This window comes from Cryobacterium serini, assembly GCF_004404025.1.
GTDB lineage: Bacteria > Actinomycetota > Actinomycetes > Actinomycetales > Microbacteriaceae > Cryobacterium > Cryobacterium serini.
Genome location: NZ_SOHN01000007.1, coordinates 15733 through 32729, shown reverse-complemented (window position 1 = coordinate 32729; position 16997 = coordinate 15733). Strand labels below are relative to the sequence as shown.

Here is a 16997-nt window from a genome sequence, read left to right as displayed (position 1 = left end):
GCGCGTAAAGAGTCAAGCCAGGCAAGCCGTGCGAACGCTGCTCACATAGCTCGCCCGGACGGCTGGCTGCACTGCGTCCCGCGCAATAAATGGCACCATTGAGCAATGACCGGAACACTCGTGGCCAAGGGCTTGGCCGGCGGCCACGCGCACCGCACCCTTTTTGAATCGCTCGATCTCACGGTCGCGCCCGGTGATGTAGTCGGCGTGGTCGGTGCCAACGGCGCCGGCAAATCCACCCTGTTGAATCTGCTGTCCGGGCGCAGCGAGCCGCAAGCCGGCACCATCACCCTCAGTCCGGCGGATGCCTTCGTCGGCGCGCTCCCGCAGGAACACGAACGAGTCCCTGGCGAAACCATTGCCGGTTACATTGCCCGGCGCACAGGCTGCGCCGAAGCAACCCGCGAAATGGATGCCGCGGCATCCGCTCTCGGGGATACCTCGCCGCGTACCGATGGAATCGACCCGGCCGACACCTATTCGACCGCGCTCGAACGCTGGCTGGCCAGCGGGGCTGCCGACCTCGACGAGCGGCTGCCCCTTGTTTTCGCCGACCTCGGTCTCGCGCTCGGCACCACACTCACCGCCGACAGCCTGATGACGGCGCTCTCCGGTGGCCAGGCCGCGCGCGTCGGGCTCGCCGCCCTGCTGCTCTCCCGTTTTGACATCGTGCTGCTCGACGAACCCACCAACGACCTCGATCTCGACGGGCTGGAACGCCTCGAAGCCTTCGTTAGGGGCCTCCGCGGCGGAGTCGTGCTGGTCAGCCACGACCGGGAATTTCTGGCCCGCTGCGTCACCCGCGTGCTTGAACTCGACCTGGCCCAGGGCGTGAACCGGGTGTTCGGCGGCGGCTACGAGTCGTACCTTGAGGAACGCGAAACGGCCAGGCGACACAACCGGGAGAACTATGACGAGTTCGCCGCCAAGAAGGCCGACCTCGTCGGACGGGCCAGAACGCAACGGGAATGGTCGAGCCAGGGCGTGCGCAACGCCATGAAGAAGGCGCCGGACAACGACAAGATCCGGCGCAAGGCCTCGGTCGAGTCGAGCGAGAAGCAAGCGCAAAAGGTGCGCCAGATGGAAAGCCGCATCGCCCGCCTCGACGAGGTCGACGAGCCGCGCAAGGAGTGGCAACTCGAGTTCACCATCGGGTCAGCCCCGCGCTCGAGCGCCGTCGTGGCCACCCTGAGCAACGCCGAATTTCGGCAGGGCGACTTCGTGCTCGGGCCCGTGACTCTGCAGGTCAACGGCGGTGAACGCATCGGCATCACCGGCCCGAACGGCGCGGGCAAGTCCACGCTGCTGCGTGCCCTGCTCGGCCGTCAGAAAGCGGATGCCGGCAGCGCACACCTCGGAACCAGCGTGTTGATTGGTGAAATTGACCAGGCGAGGGCCCTTCTCGCCGGTGCCCGGCCACTCTCCGTGAGCTTCGAGTTGCTCGTTCCCGAACTCTCACCCGCCGAAGTGCGCACGTTGCTGGCCAAGTTCGGACTCAAAGCCGACCACGTGAACCGGCCCGTTGACGAGTTGTCGCCGGGGGAGCGCACGCGCGCCGGGTTGGCCCTGCTGCAGGCGCGCGGCGTCAACCTGCTCGTTCTCGACGAGCCGACCAACCACCTCGATCTCGCCGCGATCGAACAGCTGGAACAGGCGCTCGCCAGCTATGAAGGAACGCTACTGCTGGTCACCCACGACCGGCGCATGCTCGAGAACGTGCATACCGACCGCCACTGGAACGTCGACGCGGGCCGAGTTCTCGAGGTTTGACGGTCAGGTCCAAAGGGCTTACCCGGGCAGGGCTATCAACTTCTTGTGGTGTCGTTTTTCGTGGGTCACCACGATCATGTGCGGAACGGTGAGACCGGCCAGACCGATGAACACCACCTGCAGAATCTGCTCCGGTATAACGCCGCCGGGGCTGATGACGAACAGCAGAGCACCGACCGCGAGGATTGGCGCCACGGTGTACACCACCACGATCAGGGTCGGTAGCCGTCCGCCGCCACGTTCCTCGGCAAACCCCGTCCGGAGATGCCGAAAGCTGTGCAGCGCACAGAAATACACCAAAAAAAAGAGCAGCGGCTCGCAGGCCAATGCGAGCACCGACGTGAGCACGATTTCCACGCTCTCATGCGGCCGATGCCGCACGGCGGCGACGGCCGCCACCAGCAGCCCGGCCAGGGCGAGCGGGGCCAGCTCGGCCTGCACGCCTGCCACCGTTGCGCCACCGGCACCGGCAAGCACCACATAAGCAGCGCCCACCTGATCCGGATGTGAGAAGGCTGGTACGCTCAGCAGCCCGAATCCGGCGAGAAAGCGCAGCCACACGCCACGATCAGCGTTCCAATCAGACCCGAAATGCAGCGCCGACACGATCAGGAACGCAACCAAGCTCAGCACTGGGGCGACCAGCCAGAGCAGCACGACACCGACCACAACGACGATGTATACCGTGTTGAACGCAGCAAAACCCAGCGGGGTGCGCCAGACGCCGGCGCGACGCGCGATGAGCGGATCAAGGGCACCGTGCGGCAAACCCAGCACGGCGACGAGCACGCCGAGGAGTACGACCTGGAGCATAGGCGAGGGCATCGGCAGGCCGACCGCGAGCACGCCCAGCGTCGTCAGGGCCAGACAGGAGAACACCATCGTTTCGATGGGGATATGGCGGAGCCAGGCCGTTGCGCGGGCGGTGCCGACTCGGGAAGCGGCGACCTGCTCCTTCATTGAGTCCAGCCCGAGCACGTGGTCGCAGTGGGCGTAGCGACCAGCCTGGCCTGTGCGAGCGATGCTGAGGTGAAGACCGTGGGAGCGGCCACTTGAGCGATGAACGGGCTCCAGGGCAGGCTGAAAATGATTTTGGCATAGTCAGTGGCCCGGGCGCCGTCGCTGAGGAAACGCACCAGGGTGGCTGGCGGCACACCGCGGGCCAGAGCGAGAAAGTACTCTGCAGTGCGTTCGGGGTGCTTGCGGACGGCCTGGAGAAAAATGCGGTCGAAGGTGCGTCGCAGCCAGGGTTCTTCGGGATGCCCCACCGCCTCCTGCCCCGCCAGAAGGCGATCCGTGCACATTTGCGCCCATCGTTGAATACGCAAGAATCCATAGCCGGAGGCGGCTCGCAAAGCGCCGCCCGCATTTCCGGCACGCACCACCCCGGGTATCTCCGGTCCGGTCTGGCGGCCCAGTCCCATGGCCAGCACCCCACCCTCGGTGCGCACCCGACGAACGTCATCCAGACCCAGGCCCGTTAAAACGTGGTCCAACTCACCGGCCAGAAGTTCCCGGTTGATCGGCGCTACGCCGAAGCGGGTCCACTCCACGATGGCTCGGTTCGGACCCAATGGCAGCGCGTACACAAAGCTCAGGCCGTCCTTATCGGCGGCAAGCGAACCCATCAGTGTCACCTCGGTCGGATCGAACGGATGCGGCCAGTCACACTCGAATTCAACACCTACAAAACTCTGGTAAAGCATCGCCGCAGCGGGCCGTGGTCGCGTATCGATCACCTGGCGGGCCAACAGCGTGCCAGCACTGGTTTCGACCCGCACACCATTCGGCACTGCGCTCACCCTTTCGGCGCGCACACCGAGACGCAGGTCTACACGCGGCGACTGGGCGATGTCGGCCTGCGCGCTGGAATAGAAGTCGATGCCCCGAATGTATTGGTAGAACAAGTCCGGAACGTGGTGCCGAACCGCGCTGCCTGCGGAATCAGAAAAGCTCCACGTCGTCCAGCGCTGGGAAACGAGGTGTGACAGTTCATGTTGTTTTGACTGCCAAAAGCACCAGCTGCGGTCGTCCTGGTACGCGGTGCGCGGTTCGATGACGACCACGCGCGGGCTGGATGGCGCGCGCGCCAGCCGGGCCGCCAGGCTGAGCCCCGCCAGTCCCGCACCCAGCACCACGAGGTCAGCGTCTACGACAGAGTTCATTTGATCTCTATTTCTCTAAACCACATGCGGAGATGGGGTGAATCCGTAGGCCGATCGAGTCGGCTGCGACAGCTAAAGAATCAACGGGAGAACAACTGCTCATAATTGCTACCTGTCTCCATGGATTGGAGTAGGTGTCCTAATATACCTAGCTGAGTTACGTAGTCATTTGTTTTAGCTCCGTACGGTCAGCGATTTTCTTGACACAGCATGCAGAGCAGCCTGCGTTCGCGACTCATTCTTGCTGCTGCCCTCATGATCGCTCGGGGCTGCCCCGTTGAAATGACGCCGGACAACCTCACCCGCGGCATCTTCGGTCTGCTCTCCGCGCATCCGTTTGCGTGCATCTTCTAGGTGCTCTTCGTTGAACTGACCCAGGCGCTCGACGGCCGACCCGCCACGGTATCGTTCAGAATCGCCAGAAATAGTCGACAAAATCTGCGCTGTGAATGGAGCCCATCAGACCGATAATCGGTCGTGCAGGCTCCGTTTGTTTGATCAGCCGACGAGATGGTGAGGCGAGGCCGCGTGGATCGCCGGTCGATTGTTTTAAATCAGCGGGACTGGCGCTTCTTGCCGAGCTTCGGCTGGCCCTTCACCGCGGGAGCGCGGCCCTTGCCCTTGTTGGCTTTGGCTTTGCCGCCACCGGAACCGCCGCCGGTTTGTGCACCGTGCCCGGCTGCCTGAGCCAGCTCTTGGCGTGCGTCATCGAGAAAGGCAACCCCGATCTCGGTGAGCGTTGTGCTCTCGGCTGATCTGTCGAACAGCGCGTAGCCGAGTTCGGCTTCGACCTGCTTCACCGAAGAGCTGAGGGTATCGCGGGTTACGCCGAGTGCTTGGGCGGCACGGGTGAAATCGGGTGCCTCAGCGGCGGCCACGAAGTGCCCCAGCAGGGTGATGTCCACGAACAGCCTTTCGTCGTTGGCGCAAAGTGCACGCCTGACCTTCTAGGCTACGCGTCGAAAACGATGCGGCCCACCGCAAACTAGCCCTCGGGGGCTTGGCCGAACGCCATCAACGTGGTTCGCTGGGTGCATGACGACCCTGCCGATGTTTCCCTTGGGATCCGTACTGTTTCCCTACATGCCGCTGCAACTGCGTGTTTTCGAGGAACGCTACCTGATCATGCTGGCCCGGGTACTGGATTCCGAGCCGGCCGAGTTCGGCGTCGTACTGATCGAACGCGGGCAGGAAGTCGGCGGCGGCGAACGTCGCTTCAGCGTCGGCACCGTCGCCCGGGTCACCCAGCTCGAAGCGCCGGAGGGTTACCTGGGGCTGGTGGTTCAGGGCGAGCGCAGAATCGAGGTGACCGAGTGGATGCCGGAGGACCCGCATCCGCTCGCCACGGTGCGGGAGCTGCCCGACCTAACGTGGGACGACGTACTGTTGCCGAGACGAGAACAGGCTGAGCAGGTCGTTCGCCGCACCCTGTCGCTCGCGAGTGAATTCGCCGACCAGGAGTGGTCGCCCGATGTCGAGCTTTCCCACGATCCGACCGCCGCCGCCTGGCAGCTCGCCGCGATTGCCCCGGTCGGTCCCCTCGACCAGATCACACTCCTGCGCTCCGACACGATGGCGGCACTGCTGGACAACATCATCGACCTGACCGAGGCCGCCGCCGAGTCTTTGGCCTGGTGAGCGTGTCACTGTGCCGGCGAAATAGCCGCACAGTCGCGGCCAGGCGACGGGCTTCGACGCGGTCCGGTGTCTAATGGTTTGTATGGATCAACTACCCGCTCCCGGCGCGATCGTCGGCCCCGACGGGCTCGCCCGCCCTGCCTGGGCCTCGGTCGACCCGATGTTGCGCGATTACTACGACACGGAGTGGGGCGTGGCCGTGCGCGATGAGCACGGCTTGTTCGAGCGGATCAGCCTCGAGGCATTTCAGTCGGGGTTGTCGTGGGCGATCATTCTGCGCAAGCGCCCCGGGTTTCGGGCGGCCTTCGCCGACTTTGACCCCGAGCGGGTCGCCGCCTTCGATGAGGACGACGTGGTGCGGCTGTTGAACGATGAGAAAATCGTGCGAAATCGCCTCAAGATTCGCGCCACGATCACAAACGCGCGGGCCACGCTCGCCCTTCGCGAAAGCGGTGGCCTGGTGAATTTTGTCTGGTCATTCCAACCGGATGCCACGCCAGCGCCGCGAACGCAGTCCGACGTGCCCACCAGCTCCGACGCATCCGTTGCCCTCTCGAAAGCACTCAAAAAGGTCGGCTTCGTCTTCGTCGGTCCCACCACGATGTTCGCCCTCATGGAAGCGATCGGCATCATCGATACCCACCTCGTCGACAGTCATCGGCGTGGCAGCAGCGGGGTGTGGGGCTAGGCTGGCAGCAAGTCACAACTGAACATCGGGTCATACGGACGATGCGGGAGAGTTCGACGCGAAGGCGTGCGAACACCGAAGGAGCAATCCTCCCCGACAATCTCTCAGGTACTCGTACCGCATCGAACTGGCCACTCTGAAAAGTAGATTGAACACGCCCTGCGCGGTTTACAATCTCGCCCACGGTGAAAGTCAGTGCATCTGCGCTGGTGAAGCTCTCAGGCACGAACGACAGAGGGGGAGTTCCCACGAAGCTCAACCGAGCCTCGCACGCAAACGGCCGCACCTGTTCGGCCTTGTCACCCGGAGAACTCATGACCTCGGCCGATTCCAGCACCCCCGGCTCCCCCGATTCACGAAATACCGAGCGATTCTCGCCGCTGCACCAGGTGCACGTCGATGCCGGTGCGAGCTTCACCGACTTCGCTGGCTGGCAGATGCCGGTGCGCTACTCGAGTGATCTGGCCGAGCACCACGCCGTGCGCACCGAAGCCGGCCTGTTCGACCTGTCGCATATGGCCGAAATTCTGGTGGAGGGCGTGGATGCCGCCGCCTACCTCGACTATGCGCTGGCCGGCAAGCTCTCGGTCATCGAGCTGTGGCAGGCCAAGTACAGCCTGCTCCTCGCCGAGAACGGCGGCATCATCGATGACCTCGTCGTCTACCGCCTCGGCGATACGAAGTTTCTCGTCGTGGCCAACGCCGGCAATCGGTTCGCCGCCTTCGATGCGCTGCGCGCCCGTGCCGAGGGCTTTGCCGTGAGCGTCGTCGACCAGAGCGACGAGTACGCCCTTATCGCCGTGCAGGGCCCGAACGCTCTCGCGATTCTTGACGCCACCGAGGGCCTGACCGACCTCGGCGCGGACCTGCACTTCATGAAGTACTACCGCATCACGGATGCCTCCTTCCGCGGTCAGCCAGTTCTGGTGGCTCGCACCGGCTACACCGGTGAAGATGGCTTCGAGTTGTACCTCGCGGCTGGGCGCGCCCGGGAGCTGTGGGATGCACTCACGAGCGCCGGCGCTGATAAAGGGCTCGTTCCGGCCGGTCTCGCCAGTCGCGACACCCTCCGGCTCGAAGCCGGCATGCCGCTCTACGGTCATGAGCTGACCCTGGACACCTTCCCCGCGCAGGCCGGCCTTGGCCGGGTGGTCAACCTGGGCAAGGAGAACGACTTCGTCGGCCGCGCCGCGATCGAAGCGGGGCCGGAGGCCGGGGCATCCGTTTTGGTGGGTCTGATCGCCGCCGGCAAGCGTGCCGGTCGCGCCGACTACGAGATTTTCCGCAGCCTCGACGCCGAGACGTCCGACGGCGTCATCACGAGCGGCGCCCTGTCGCCGACCCTCGGCTACCCGATCGCCATGGCCTACGTCACCCTCGACCTCGCCCGCTTCGGCACCGAGGTCTACGTCGACGTGCGGGGTACCCGCCTTCCCGCTACTGTCACCTCGCTTCCGTTCTATAAGCGCGTCAAATAGCTCCGCCCTGTTGAAATAGCCCTGAATCCGTTCAACCTGCGAAAGGCAACACCATGACAGACACATCGAAACTGCAATACACCGCCGAGCATGAGTGGATTCTGGTCGACGGCAGCATCGCGACCGTCGGCATCACCGCCTACGCTGCTGAGAAGCTCGGCGACGTGGTCTTCGTCGAACTGCCCGCGGTGGGCAGCACGGTCGCCGGCGGCACGGTTGTTGGCGAAATCGAGTCGACCAAGTCGGTCGGCGAACTGTTCGCACCGGTCAACGGCACCGTCACCGCCACCAACGATGCCGTGGTCGAGAGCCCCGAGCTGGTCAACAGCGATCCGTTCGGCGCAGGTTGGCTGATCAAGGTTGAATTCGACACGCTGCCCACCCTTCTCAGCCAGGCCGAATACTCGGCCCTCATCGGCGAGTAGCTCATGGAAACGCAGGTTCGGCAGCAGATGCCCACGGCCTTCACCCAGCGCCACATCGGAACGGATGCTGACGCCCAGTCCCACATGCTCGCCACGCTCGGCTATAACTCGGTGGATGACCTCGTCTCCGCCGCCATGCCGGCGTCGATTCAGGCAGACCTGTTTCGGCAGGATGGCGACAGCGCCCTCCCGCCCGCCGCGACCGAGAACGAAGCCGTCGCCGAACTGCGCGCCCTGGCCGGACGCAACACGGTCAAACGTTCCATGATCGGCCTCGGCTATTACGACACGTTCACGCCCGCCGTGATCAAACGCAACGTGTTCGAGAACCCCAGCTGGTACACGGCGTACACGCCGTACCAGCCCGAGATCTCACAGGGCCGGCTCGAAGCCCTCATCAACTTTCAGACCATGATTGCCGACCTCACCGGTCTGACCACCGCCAACGCGTCGATGCTCGACGAGTCCACGGCGGTCGTCGAGGGCATGCTGCTGGCCCTGCGCGCGTCCAAATCCACCTCACGCCGATTCATCGTCGACACGGATTCTTTTCCCCAGACCCACGCGCTGCTTGCCAATCGCGCCGCTGCCCTCGGCATCGAGCTCGTCCAGGTCGCGCTCAGCGAGCAGACCACCGCCGCGGACCTCGGCGACTATTTCGGCGTCTTCGTGCAATACCCGTCGGCATCCGGTCGCATCTGGAACCCGCAAGCGGTCATCGATCTTGCGCACGAGCGCAAGGCGCTCGCCGTCGTGGCCGCCGACCTACTGGCTCTCACCCTGCTCAAATCGCCCGGCGACCTCGGCGCCGACGTCGCTGTCGGCACCAGCCAACGCTTCGGTGTGCCGATGGGCTTCGGCGGACCGCACGCCGGCTATATGGCCGTGCGTAAGGGGCTTGAGCGCCAGCTGCCCGGCCGCCTCGTCGGTGTCAGCGTCGATGCCACCGGACATCCGGCCTACCGCCTTGCCCTGCAGGTGCGTGAACAGCACATTCGCCGTGACAAGGCCACCTCGAACATCTGTACCGCCCAGGTGCTGCTCGCCGTCATGGCCGGCATGTACGCGGTTTACCACGGCCCCCAAGGCCTCACCGCAATCGCCCAACAGGTGCACGAGCGAGCTGGCGCCCTCGTCGCCGCCCTGCGTGCCATCGACATCGACGTGCGGAGCGACACATTCTTTGACACGGTCAGGGTCTCCGTGCCGAGCGCGGCCGACGTCATGGCGAAGGCAGCGGCGAGCGGCTACAACCTGCACCAGGTTGACGAGACCACCATCAGTGTGTCGGTCGATGAGACCACGACGCTCGCCGACCTGTCGTTCGTCGTCGGCGCATTTGGCGGCCGCGACGCGTTCGGCCACGTGGACTTCAACGCTGTGCAGCACGGGCTGCCGACCGACCTGGGTCGCGAGAGCACATTCCTGACCCACCCGGTGTTTAACACGCACGCCTCCGAGACCAGCATGATGCGTTACCTCAAGCGGCTGGCCGACTACGACTATGCGCTTGACCGGGGCATGATCCCGCTCGGCTCCTGCACCATGAAGCTCAACGCGGCGAGCGAGATGGAGGCCGTCAGCTGGCCCGAATTCGCCGGGATCCACCCCTTCGCGCCTCGAGCGGATGTCGAGGGGTACCTGCACCTCGTGCGCCAGCTCGAGACCTGGCTCACCGACGTCACCGGGTACGACTCCGTCTCGCTACAGCCGAACGCCGGCAGCCAGGGCGAACTAGCTGGCCTCCTCGCCATCCGCGGGTACCACCTGTCCAACGGTCAGACCGACCGCACGGTGTGCCTGATCCCGTCGAGCGCGCACGGCACTAACGCGGCATCCGCTGCGCTGGCCGGTATGCGCGTCGTCGTCGTGGCCTGCGACGAGCTCGGCAACGTCGACCTCGCCGACCTGCACGCGAAGATCGCCGAGCATGCCGACACCCTCGCCGCGCTTATGATCACCTACCCCTCCACCCACGGGGTCTACGAGCACGAGGTCGCCACCATTTGCGAGGCCGTGCACGCCGCCGGCGGTCAGGTCTACGTCGACGGTGCCAACCTCAATGCGCTGCTCGGGTTCGCCCGCTATGGCGATTTCGGCGGCGATGTCTCGCACCTGAACCTGCACAAGACCTTCTGTATCCCGCACGGCGGCGGTGGGCCCGGAGTCGGCCCGGTCGCAGCCAAAGCACACCTCGCACCGTTCCTGCCCGGGCATCCGCTCGCCCAGAGCGACGAGCACTACCTGCTCGGCAGCGGGGGACCCACCACCACCGTCGTGCACGCCGGCGGACCGGTCTCGGCGGCGCCCTACGGCAGCCCGAGCATTTTGCCGATCTCCTGGGCGTACGTGCGCATGATGGGAATCGACGGCCTCAAACAGGCCACCGGCGCAGCCGTGCTTGCCGCCAACTATGTCGCCAAACGCCTCGAGAACAGTTACCCGCTGCTCTACTCGGGCGAAAACGGTCTGGTCGCGCACGAGTGCATCCTCGACCTGCGCCCGCTCACCGCGGCTACGGGAATCAGCGTGGACGACGTGGCCAAGCGCCTCGTCGACTACGGCTTCCACTCGCCGACCATGAGCTTTCCGGTCGCCGGCACGCTCATGGTCGAACCCACCGAGAGCGAAGACCTCGGCGAAATCGACCGCTTCATCGACGCCATGATCGCGATCAAGGCCGAAGCGGATGCCGTAGCGGCCGGCCGCTGGCCCGCCGACGACAACCCGTTGCATAACGCTCCGCACACCGCGCAGTCGGTGATCGAGGGGGAGTGGGAGCACCCCTACGACCGGGCCACAGCGGTCTATCCACTCGCATCGCTGGTGCGGGGCAAGTACTGGCCGCCGGTGCGCCGCATCGACAACGCCTACGGCGACCGCAACCTGGTCTGCGCCTGCCCGCCGCCCGAGGCGTTCGAGTAGGGGGAGCGGCCACCGCCCCCCGCTTTTCGGTGGCCGCTACGGTAACCGGCGCTACCGCAGCCAGCTGAGCCCACACCCGCGGGTTCAGCTGGCTGGGGCGAGCAGCCCCGGCCACCAGGCCAGTGCGAGGGGGTAGCCGACAAACGAGAGAATGTCGAGGAGCCAGTGCGTCACTACGAGCGGCGTGGTGCGTCCCCAGCGGGTGTAGCACCAGCCGAACACGACGCCCATGGCCACGTTGCCGAAGAACGGCCCGATGCCCTGGTACAGGTGATAGCTGCCGCGCAGCACGGCCGAGCTCAAAATGATGGTCCAGGTCGACCAGCCGAGCTCGCGCAGTCGGGTGAACAGGTAGCCGACTACGATAAGTTCCTCAACCAGCGCGGCCTTCAGCGCGGCGAAGACCAGAATCGGTATGGTCCACCAGAAAGTGTCGAGCGGCGAGGGCACCACGGCCACCGTGAAGCCGAACGCGCGTCCCGCCAGATACAGCGCGAGGCCCGGTATGCCGATGACCAGCAACAGACCAAACCCGCCGAGCACGTCTTTGCGCGGACGCGTCAGGTCGAATCCGAGCCGGGTGAATGGGTTCTGCCCGGGTCGCCACAGCAGGTACAGCACCAGGGCCACCGCCGCGAGTCCGAACGCGATGCCGAGAAACTGGTAGGTGAAATCGAGCCACTCGCGGGTCGACTGCGAGCCGTTCAGCGTCGCCGACTGGTCGGCGAGCGGTGTCGTGTCGGTCAGCCTGGCCACGATCGACACCAGTGAGTACACGGCCGACGCCCCGAGCGACAGCGCGAGCACAATGCCGATCTCCCAGTAATACCGGGTGTGGTGCGGCGCCACAAGGCGTGAAACGGATACTGTCGGCATGACCCTATCCTGCCAGTGCCCTAATGATGGGGCCGCGAATCTGTGGATCGCGTCAGGCATGCCCCGCCGCGGCAACTTCCCTTTCGATAGCCTATGTGCCCAGTGGCTCCAGCCAGTGCGCAATAGATAGCACCATGGAACAGTTCGTGCCAATCCACTCATTATGGGCAGAATTCACACACGATTGTCGTCACAACCCCAAACTCGGGCTCGTATTTCGCGGCCAAATTTGGGTTGACTCGCCGGGTGCGGCTCTCTAAAATTCCGACCCGCTCGCCGGGAACCACGTGCGGTCTGGGTCGGCAATAATCACTACGACCTGCGGAGCCTACGGTCGTTTTGATGGAAATGCGCCCCCCGAACGCAATAATCGTGCATTCGTCACGATTATTCGTTTGTCTGGTTACCAATGTGTAACAGTTTTCGCCCGATGCTAGGTGAAGACGGTGGACCCTCTCTATGGTCGGAGTAACCACGCTCGACTTCGGGGGCCATAAACCTTGGGTCGGTGCATACTTCGCACAGGAGGAACTATGAGATTTAGACGCATCGGGGCAGCTCTTGCCACCGTGGGGGCCGCAGCACTGGTCCTTTCCGGTTGTTCAGCGCCAACGGCCGAATCCGGACTTGATGAGGGAACGAGTGTCGACGTCGCGTGGAACCAGCCGTTCTTCTCGTACAACGGTCTGACGTCTTTTGGCAATGCCACGGCGAACAATAACATCACCTACATGACGAACGACTGGTTCAACTACTACGACAACACGCCGGAGTTGAAGCAGAACGAGTCATACGGCAGCTATGAGATGGTCTCTGAAGACCCGCTCACGGTGAAGTACACCCTCGCTGATGACGTCAAGTGGTCAGACGGCACCGCGGTCGACGCCTCTGATCTCCTGCTGAGCTGGGCGGCCAATTCGCGTTCGCTTGACACGCCGGATTTCGTCCCTGACGACTTTACCGACCCCGATACCGGTGAGTTCACCGATGCATTCCCTAAGGACGTCGTCTACTTCGACTCCGGCGCCCAGGCCGACTCGGGCCTGGGACTCGTACGTGACGTTCCCGAGATCAGCGACGATAATCGTTCAATGACCCTGGTCTACTCGTCACCGTACGTCGACTGGGAGCTCGCCCTCTACGCGCCGCTTCCGGCACACGTTGTGGCGAAGAACGCCCTCGGACTCGACGATAACGAGGAAGCCAAAGCCGCCCTCGTTACGGCCATTCAGGACAACGACGCCGCATCGCTTGCCAAGATCTCCTCATTCTGGAACTCCGGCTTCAACTTCACCGAGTTGCCTGATGACCCCGAACTCTACGTCGGAACCGGTCCGTACACGATCTCGGCCTTCGTGGCCGATCAGTACATCACCATGACTGCCAATCCCGAGTACACGGGCCAGAACACGCCGACTATTGAAGAAGTAACCGTGCGCTTCATCACGGATCCGCTCGCTGCCGTGCAGGCACTGGAAAACGGTGACGTCGATGTCATCTCTCCCCAGTCCACGTCTGACCTGGTGACCGCGCTGGACGCGATCGAGAATGTCACGGTCCTGAAGGGTGAAGAAGGCACCTACGAGCACCTCGATCTGCAGTTCGACCAAGGCAAGAGCGGCGTGTTCAACGACCCGCTACTGCGTGAAGCGTTCATGAAAATCGTTCCGCGTCAGGAGATCCTCGACAAGCTGATCAAGCCCATCGTCGGTGACGAAGCGATTCTGCGTGGTTCGCAGTTGTTCGTTCCGGGTTCCGAGGGCTACGACGACTCTCTCGACGGCAACGGTTCGGCCGACTACGCCGAGGTCGACGTCGAGGGTGCCAAGGCCCTCATCGCCCAGTCTGGCGCCACCAACCTTGACGTGACAATTCTGTATGCATCGACCAACCCGCGACGCGTGAACGAATTCGCGCTAATCCAGACCAGCGCAGCACTCGCCGGCTTCAATGTGATCGATGGGGGCAACCCGGAATGGGGCGGAATCCTCGGTACCCCGGGTGCCTACGACGCGTCGTTCTATGCCTGGCAGTCGACCAGTCTGGGCGTCACCGACTCCGGCCCGACCTTCGAAACCGGTGGCATTAACAACCACAACTTCTTCTCCAACGCCGATACTGACGCTGCGATCAAGAAGCTCAACCTGGAGTTCGACCCGGCCAAGCAGATCGAGTTGAAGCAGGAGATCGACAAGATCCTCTGGGAGAACTTCTACGGTGTGACCCTTTTCCAGTTCCCCGGCGTGACGGCATTCAATGACAGCGTCACGGGCATTGACCCGTCGATTCTGGCGCCGACGATCTTCTGGAACATCTGGGATTGGAAGCTCGCCAGCTAAGAGAAAACTCTTCGTTGGATCAACGTGCTATTTGAGGCGCTGGGACCGGTTGGTCCCAGCGCCTTCCCCCGACCAGAGACAGGTAGCCACCGCTCATGGCTTCATTCGTATTCCGGCGGCTGATTGCCGCCGTCATCGTGCTCCTCGCAGCAACGTTCCTGATGTACATGCTCGTCGCCCTGTCCGGGGACCCGCTAAAGGAACTCCGCGAGAGCAGCGCACCAAACAAGATCGAGCTCATGGCGTCGCTCAGCCAGCGGCTCGATCTCGATGTTCCCCCCTTCTTTCGCTACTTCCTGTGGCTCGGCGGCGTCGGGCAGTGTTTCGTCGGAGCCTGTGACTTCGGCGTCAACGTGCAAGGCCTGCCCGTGGTGATCCTGCTTCAACAGGCGATGGGATCAACACTGCAGTTGGTCACCGGTGCCCAGATCATCGCCATCATCGTCGGACTGATCGTCGGCATCACGACGGCCCTGCGTCAGTACAGCGGTTACGACTACACGATCACATTCGCTTCTTTTCTCTTTTTCTCTCTGCCTATCTTCTGGGTGGCGGTGCTGCTCAAGCAATACATCGCGATCGGGTTCAATAATTGGCTGTCCGACCCCGTTATCGGAGTGCCGATCATGATCGGAATCTCGATCGTGTCTGGACTCCTGTGGATGTCACTCCTTGGTGGTGCGTCGCGGCGACGGTGGATCACCCTCGGCGTGGCGACGGCGTCAACGCTCGCACTGCTGGCCTACTTCGAACTGACCGACTGGTTCACCACCCCGAGCGTCGGCATCGTCGGCGTCGTGATCACCGCCCTGGCGGCTGCGCTCGGCGTCACGGCAGTCTCGGTGGGACTCAAGGACAAGAACGCGGTCCGTGGAGCCCTCGTCACGGCCGCCGTGGGTATCGCCCTGTACTATCCGATGACTTACTTCGTCTTTCGCAGTATGTCGCTTCCGCTCTTCTTCGCCCTCTCTTTGGGCGCTGTCGTCGTGGGCGGCGCGATCGGGTACTTCCTTGGTGGCAGAGACCGGTGGCAATCAGCCCGCACCTCGGCCATCGTCGCCGTAATCATCGGAGTGGTGGTCGTTATCGATGGTCATCTGCTCTATTGGAACGACTACGTCAACTCCAGCCGGGTCAACGGGCGGCCGGTGGCGACCATCGGATCGACGACACCTAACCTCGGCGGTAATTTCTGGATTCAGGGCATCGATACCTTCACCCACCTGCTCCTGCCGACCATCGCAATCATCCTCATCTCCTTTGCCAGCCTGACGCGCTACACGCGGGCGAGCATGCTCGAGGTGATGAACCAGGACTTCATCCGCACGGCCCGGTCGAAGGGGCTCACCCAGCGCACCGTCGTCGTGCGCCATGCCCTGCGCAACGCACTCATCCCGATCGCGACGGTGATCGCGCTCGAAATTGGAGCGCTCATCGGTGGAGCGGTGATCACCGAGTCCGTGTTCGGGTGGAGCGGCATGGGCAGGCTATTTCAAAACGGTATCGACCACGTTGATCCCAACCCGGTGATGGCCTTCTTCGTGGTGACCGGGCTCCTCGCCGTCATATTCAACCTGCTGGCCGACCTCCTGTATGCGTCCCTCGACCCGAGAATCAGGGTGTCCTAATGTCCGATCCGAATCCGTCCCTGCAGGTCCCGCTGGGAGCTGGCAATCAGCTCGACGAATCCTCGATCGAACAACGTGAAACCATCGGCCTCAGCCAGGGACAGATCGTTCGTAAACGGTTTTTTCACCACAAGGGCGCCGTGGTTTCGATCTTCGTTCTTGCCTTCGTGATCGTGCTGGCCTTCAGCTCGGTCGGGATTCATGTCTGGGGGCTGAACACCCCCGGGTGGTGGCCCTGGCACTGGAACGCGACACCGCCACTGGTTAATCGAGGCATTCCCACGTTGAACCTGATCCCCGGCCCGGGCTTCGGCATTGGCCCGCACCCCTTCGGCCAGGACGAAATCGGCAAGGACATCTTTGCCCTCGTCATGCGCGGAACCCAGCAATCCATCATGATCATGCTGCTGGTCGGCCTGGTCGGCACCGGAATAGGGGTGCTGATCGGCGCCCTCGCTGGCTTCTACCGCGGAATCGGCGACGCCATCCTTATGCGCTTCACCGACGTGATCATCACCATCCCGTTCATCGTGGTGGGTGCTGTTATCGGGCGTTCCATTGGTGCTGCCGGACTCGGCGCAGCGGTTCTTGGCCTCGCGCTGGGGCTTTTCGCCTGGACCGGGCTCGCCCGACTGGTGCGGGGTGAATTCCTGTCACTGCGCGAACGCGAGTTCATCGATGCGGCCAGGGTGTCCGGGGCCAGCGACGCGCGCATCATCTTCAAACACATTTTGCCCAACGCTGTCGGCGTGATTATCGTCAGCGCCACCCTGCTCATGGCCGGCGCCATCCTGGCTGAAACCGCCCTGAGCTTTCTGGGTTACGGCGTGCGCAATCCCGACACGTCACTGGGCCTGATCGTGGCCCAGAATGTTGCAGCCTTCGCTACCCGACCATGGCTGTTCTGGTGGCCCGGCATCTTCATCATCGTGATCGCACTGACCGTGAACTTCATCGGTGACGGTCTGCGCGACGCGTTCGACCCGCGTCAGAAGAAGATGCCGTCCGCGAAGGCGCTGTCAAAAGCGGATGCCCGTCGCGCGCGCGCCGCCAGCACGGTCTAGC

General features: G+C 63.6%; 14 protein-coding genes and 1 riboswitch. Of the genes, 10 read left to right on the top strand and 4 right to left on the bottom strand.

What is annotated here, in order from left to right; genetic code table 11:
- The first annotated feature begins 105 nt into the window (after positions 1-105).
- Complete coding sequence (locus E3T51_RS02470) at positions 106-1770, top strand: ABC-F family ATP-binding cassette domain-containing protein (RefSeq protein WP_134527111.1); 1665 nt, start codon at positions 106-108, stop codon at positions 1768-1770.
- An 18-nt stretch (positions 1771-1788) separates the two neighbouring features.
- Here the strand turns inward: E3T51_RS02470 and E3T51_RS02465 are convergent, their stop codons facing one another.
- Both E3T51_RS02465 and E3T51_RS02460 read right to left on the bottom strand, forming a co-directional pair.
- Positions 1789-2730 carry a Brp/Blh family beta-carotene 15,15'-dioxygenase gene (locus E3T51_RS02465; protein WP_134527108.1) on the bottom strand — a complete coding sequence of 314 codons (942 nt, stop codon included), beginning with the start codon at positions 2728-2730 and terminating at the stop codon, positions 1789-1791.
- The gene (locus E3T51_RS02460) at positions 2727-3935 is read right to left on the bottom strand and encodes a lycopene cyclase family protein (protein ID WP_134527105.1); all 1209 of its coding nucleotides are present in this window, start codon (positions 3933-3935) and stop codon (positions 2727-2729) included. The genes E3T51_RS02465 and E3T51_RS02460 overlap by 4 nt, the downstream gene beginning before the upstream one ends.
- Before the next feature lie 210 nt (positions 3936-4145).
- Between E3T51_RS02460 and E3T51_RS16665 the strand changes: the two genes are divergently transcribed.
- Complete coding sequence (locus E3T51_RS16665; protein WP_166806361.1) at positions 4146-4289, top strand: hypothetical protein; 144 nt, start codon at positions 4146-4148, stop codon at positions 4287-4289.
- Between the two features lie 200 nt (positions 4290-4489).
- On the opposite strand, the gene E3T51_RS02455 is transcribed toward E3T51_RS16665, so the two are convergent.
- A complete protein-coding gene (locus E3T51_RS02455; protein WP_134527102.1) occupies positions 4490-4840 on the bottom strand; it encodes a LysR family transcriptional regulator in 351 nt (116 codons plus the stop codon).
- Between the two features lie 130 nt (positions 4841-4970).
- On the opposite strand from E3T51_RS02455, the gene E3T51_RS02450 reads away from it, so the two are divergent.
- The 5 genes from E3T51_RS02450 (at position 4971) to gcvP (ending at position 11089) form a co-directional block, all read left to right on the top strand.
- A complete protein-coding gene (locus E3T51_RS02450; protein ID WP_134527100.1) occupies positions 4971-5573 on the top strand; it encodes an LON peptidase substrate-binding domain-containing protein in 603 nt (200 codons plus the stop codon).
- A gap of 82 nt (positions 5574-5655) precedes the next feature.
- The gene (locus tag E3T51_RS02445; RefSeq protein ID WP_104192998.1) at positions 5656-6261 is read left to right on the top strand and encodes a DNA-3-methyladenine glycosylase I; all 606 of its coding nucleotides are present in this window, start codon (positions 5656-5658) and stop codon (positions 6259-6261) included.
- Positions 6262-6295: 34 nt separating this feature from the next.
- Positions 6296-6391: riboswitch (glycine riboswitch) on the top strand.
- A 184-nt stretch (positions 6392-6575) separates the two neighbouring features.
- Positions 6576-7739, top strand: a complete 1164-nt coding sequence (gene gcvT, locus E3T51_RS02440) for a glycine cleavage system aminomethyltransferase GcvT (protein ID WP_134527097.1) — start codon at positions 6576-6578, stop codon at positions 7737-7739.
- Between the two features lie 53 nt (positions 7740-7792).
- Positions 7793-8164, top strand: a complete 372-nt coding sequence (gene gcvH, locus E3T51_RS02435) for a glycine cleavage system protein GcvH (protein ID WP_134527094.1) — start codon at positions 7793-7795, stop codon at positions 8162-8164.
- A gap of 27 nt (positions 8165-8191) precedes the next feature.
- A complete protein-coding gene (gene gcvP, locus E3T51_RS02430; protein ID WP_241989148.1) occupies positions 8192-11089 on the top strand; it encodes an aminomethyl-transferring glycine dehydrogenase in 2898 nt (965 codons plus the stop codon).
- Positions 11090-11173: 84 nt separating this feature from the next.
- Here gcvP and E3T51_RS02425 read toward each other — a convergent pair whose 3' ends face one another.
- Positions 11174-11965, bottom strand: coding sequence for a CPBP family intramembrane glutamic endopeptidase (locus E3T51_RS02425; RefSeq protein WP_134527088.1), 792 nt, complete (start codon positions 11963-11965; stop codon positions 11174-11176).
- A gap of 533 nt (positions 11966-12498) precedes the next feature.
- Here E3T51_RS02425 and E3T51_RS02420 point away from each other — a divergent pair.
- The 3 genes from E3T51_RS02420 to E3T51_RS02410 all read left to right on the top strand — a co-directional run bounded on the left by E3T51_RS02420 (position 12499) and on the right by E3T51_RS02410 (position 16996).
- Complete coding sequence (locus E3T51_RS02420) at positions 12499-14304, top strand: ABC transporter family substrate-binding protein (RefSeq protein ID WP_134527085.1); 1806 nt, start codon at positions 12499-12501, stop codon at positions 14302-14304.
- Between the two features lie 95 nt (positions 14305-14399).
- On the top strand, positions 14400-15932 hold the full coding sequence (locus tag E3T51_RS02415) for an ABC transporter permease (protein ID WP_134527082.1): 1533 nt from the start codon (positions 14400-14402) through the stop codon (positions 15930-15932).
- Entirely contained in the window at positions 15932-16996 is a 1065-nt protein-coding gene (locus tag E3T51_RS02410; protein WP_134527079.1) for an ABC transporter permease, read from the top strand. The genes E3T51_RS02415 and E3T51_RS02410 overlap by 1 nt, the downstream gene beginning before the upstream one ends.
- The last annotated feature ends 1 nt before the right edge of the window (position 16997 follow it).

Coding starts and splice junctions, on each gene's coding strand:
- E3T51_RS02450 (WP_134527100.1), top strand. CDS start 4,971: ATGACGACCCTGCCGATGTTTCCCTTGGGATCCGTACTGTTTCCCTAC.
- E3T51_RS02465 (WP_134527108.1), bottom strand. CDS start 2,730: ATGAAGGAGCAGGTCGCCGCTTCCCGAGTCGGCACCGCCCGCGCAACG.
- gcvH (WP_134527094.1), top strand. CDS start 7,793: ATGACAGACACATCGAAACTGCAATACACCGCCGAGCATGAGTGGATT.
- E3T51_RS16665 (WP_166806361.1), top strand. CDS start 4,146: ATGCAGAGCAGCCTGCGTTCGCGACTCATTCTTGCTGCTGCCCTCATG.
- E3T51_RS02420 (WP_134527085.1), top strand. CDS start 12,499: ATGAGATTTAGACGCATCGGGGCAGCTCTTGCCACCGTGGGGGCCGCA.
- E3T51_RS02415 (WP_134527082.1), top strand. CDS start 14,400: ATGGCTTCATTCGTATTCCGGCGGCTGATTGCCGCCGTCATCGTGCTC.
- E3T51_RS02470 (WP_134527111.1), top strand. CDS start 106: ATGACCGGAACACTCGTGGCCAAGGGCTTGGCCGGCGGCCACGCGCAC.
- E3T51_RS02410 (WP_134527079.1), top strand. CDS start 15,932: ATGTCCGATCCGAATCCGTCCCTGCAGGTCCCGCTGGGAGCTGGCAAT.
- gcvP (WP_241989148.1), top strand. CDS start 8,192: ATGCCCACGGCCTTCACCCAGCGCCACATCGGAACGGATGCTGACGCC.
- E3T51_RS02425 (WP_134527088.1), bottom strand. CDS start 11,965: ATGCCGACAGTATCCGTTTCACGCCTTGTGGCGCCGCACCACACCCGG.
- E3T51_RS02460 (WP_134527105.1), bottom strand. CDS start 3,935: ATGAACTCTGTCGTAGACGCTGACCTCGTGGTGCTGGGTGCGGGACTG.
- gcvT (WP_134527097.1), top strand. CDS start 6,576: ATGACCTCGGCCGATTCCAGCACCCCCGGCTCCCCCGATTCACGAAAT.
- E3T51_RS02445 (WP_104192998.1), top strand. CDS start 5,656: ATGGATCAACTACCCGCTCCCGGCGCGATCGTCGGCCCCGACGGGCTC.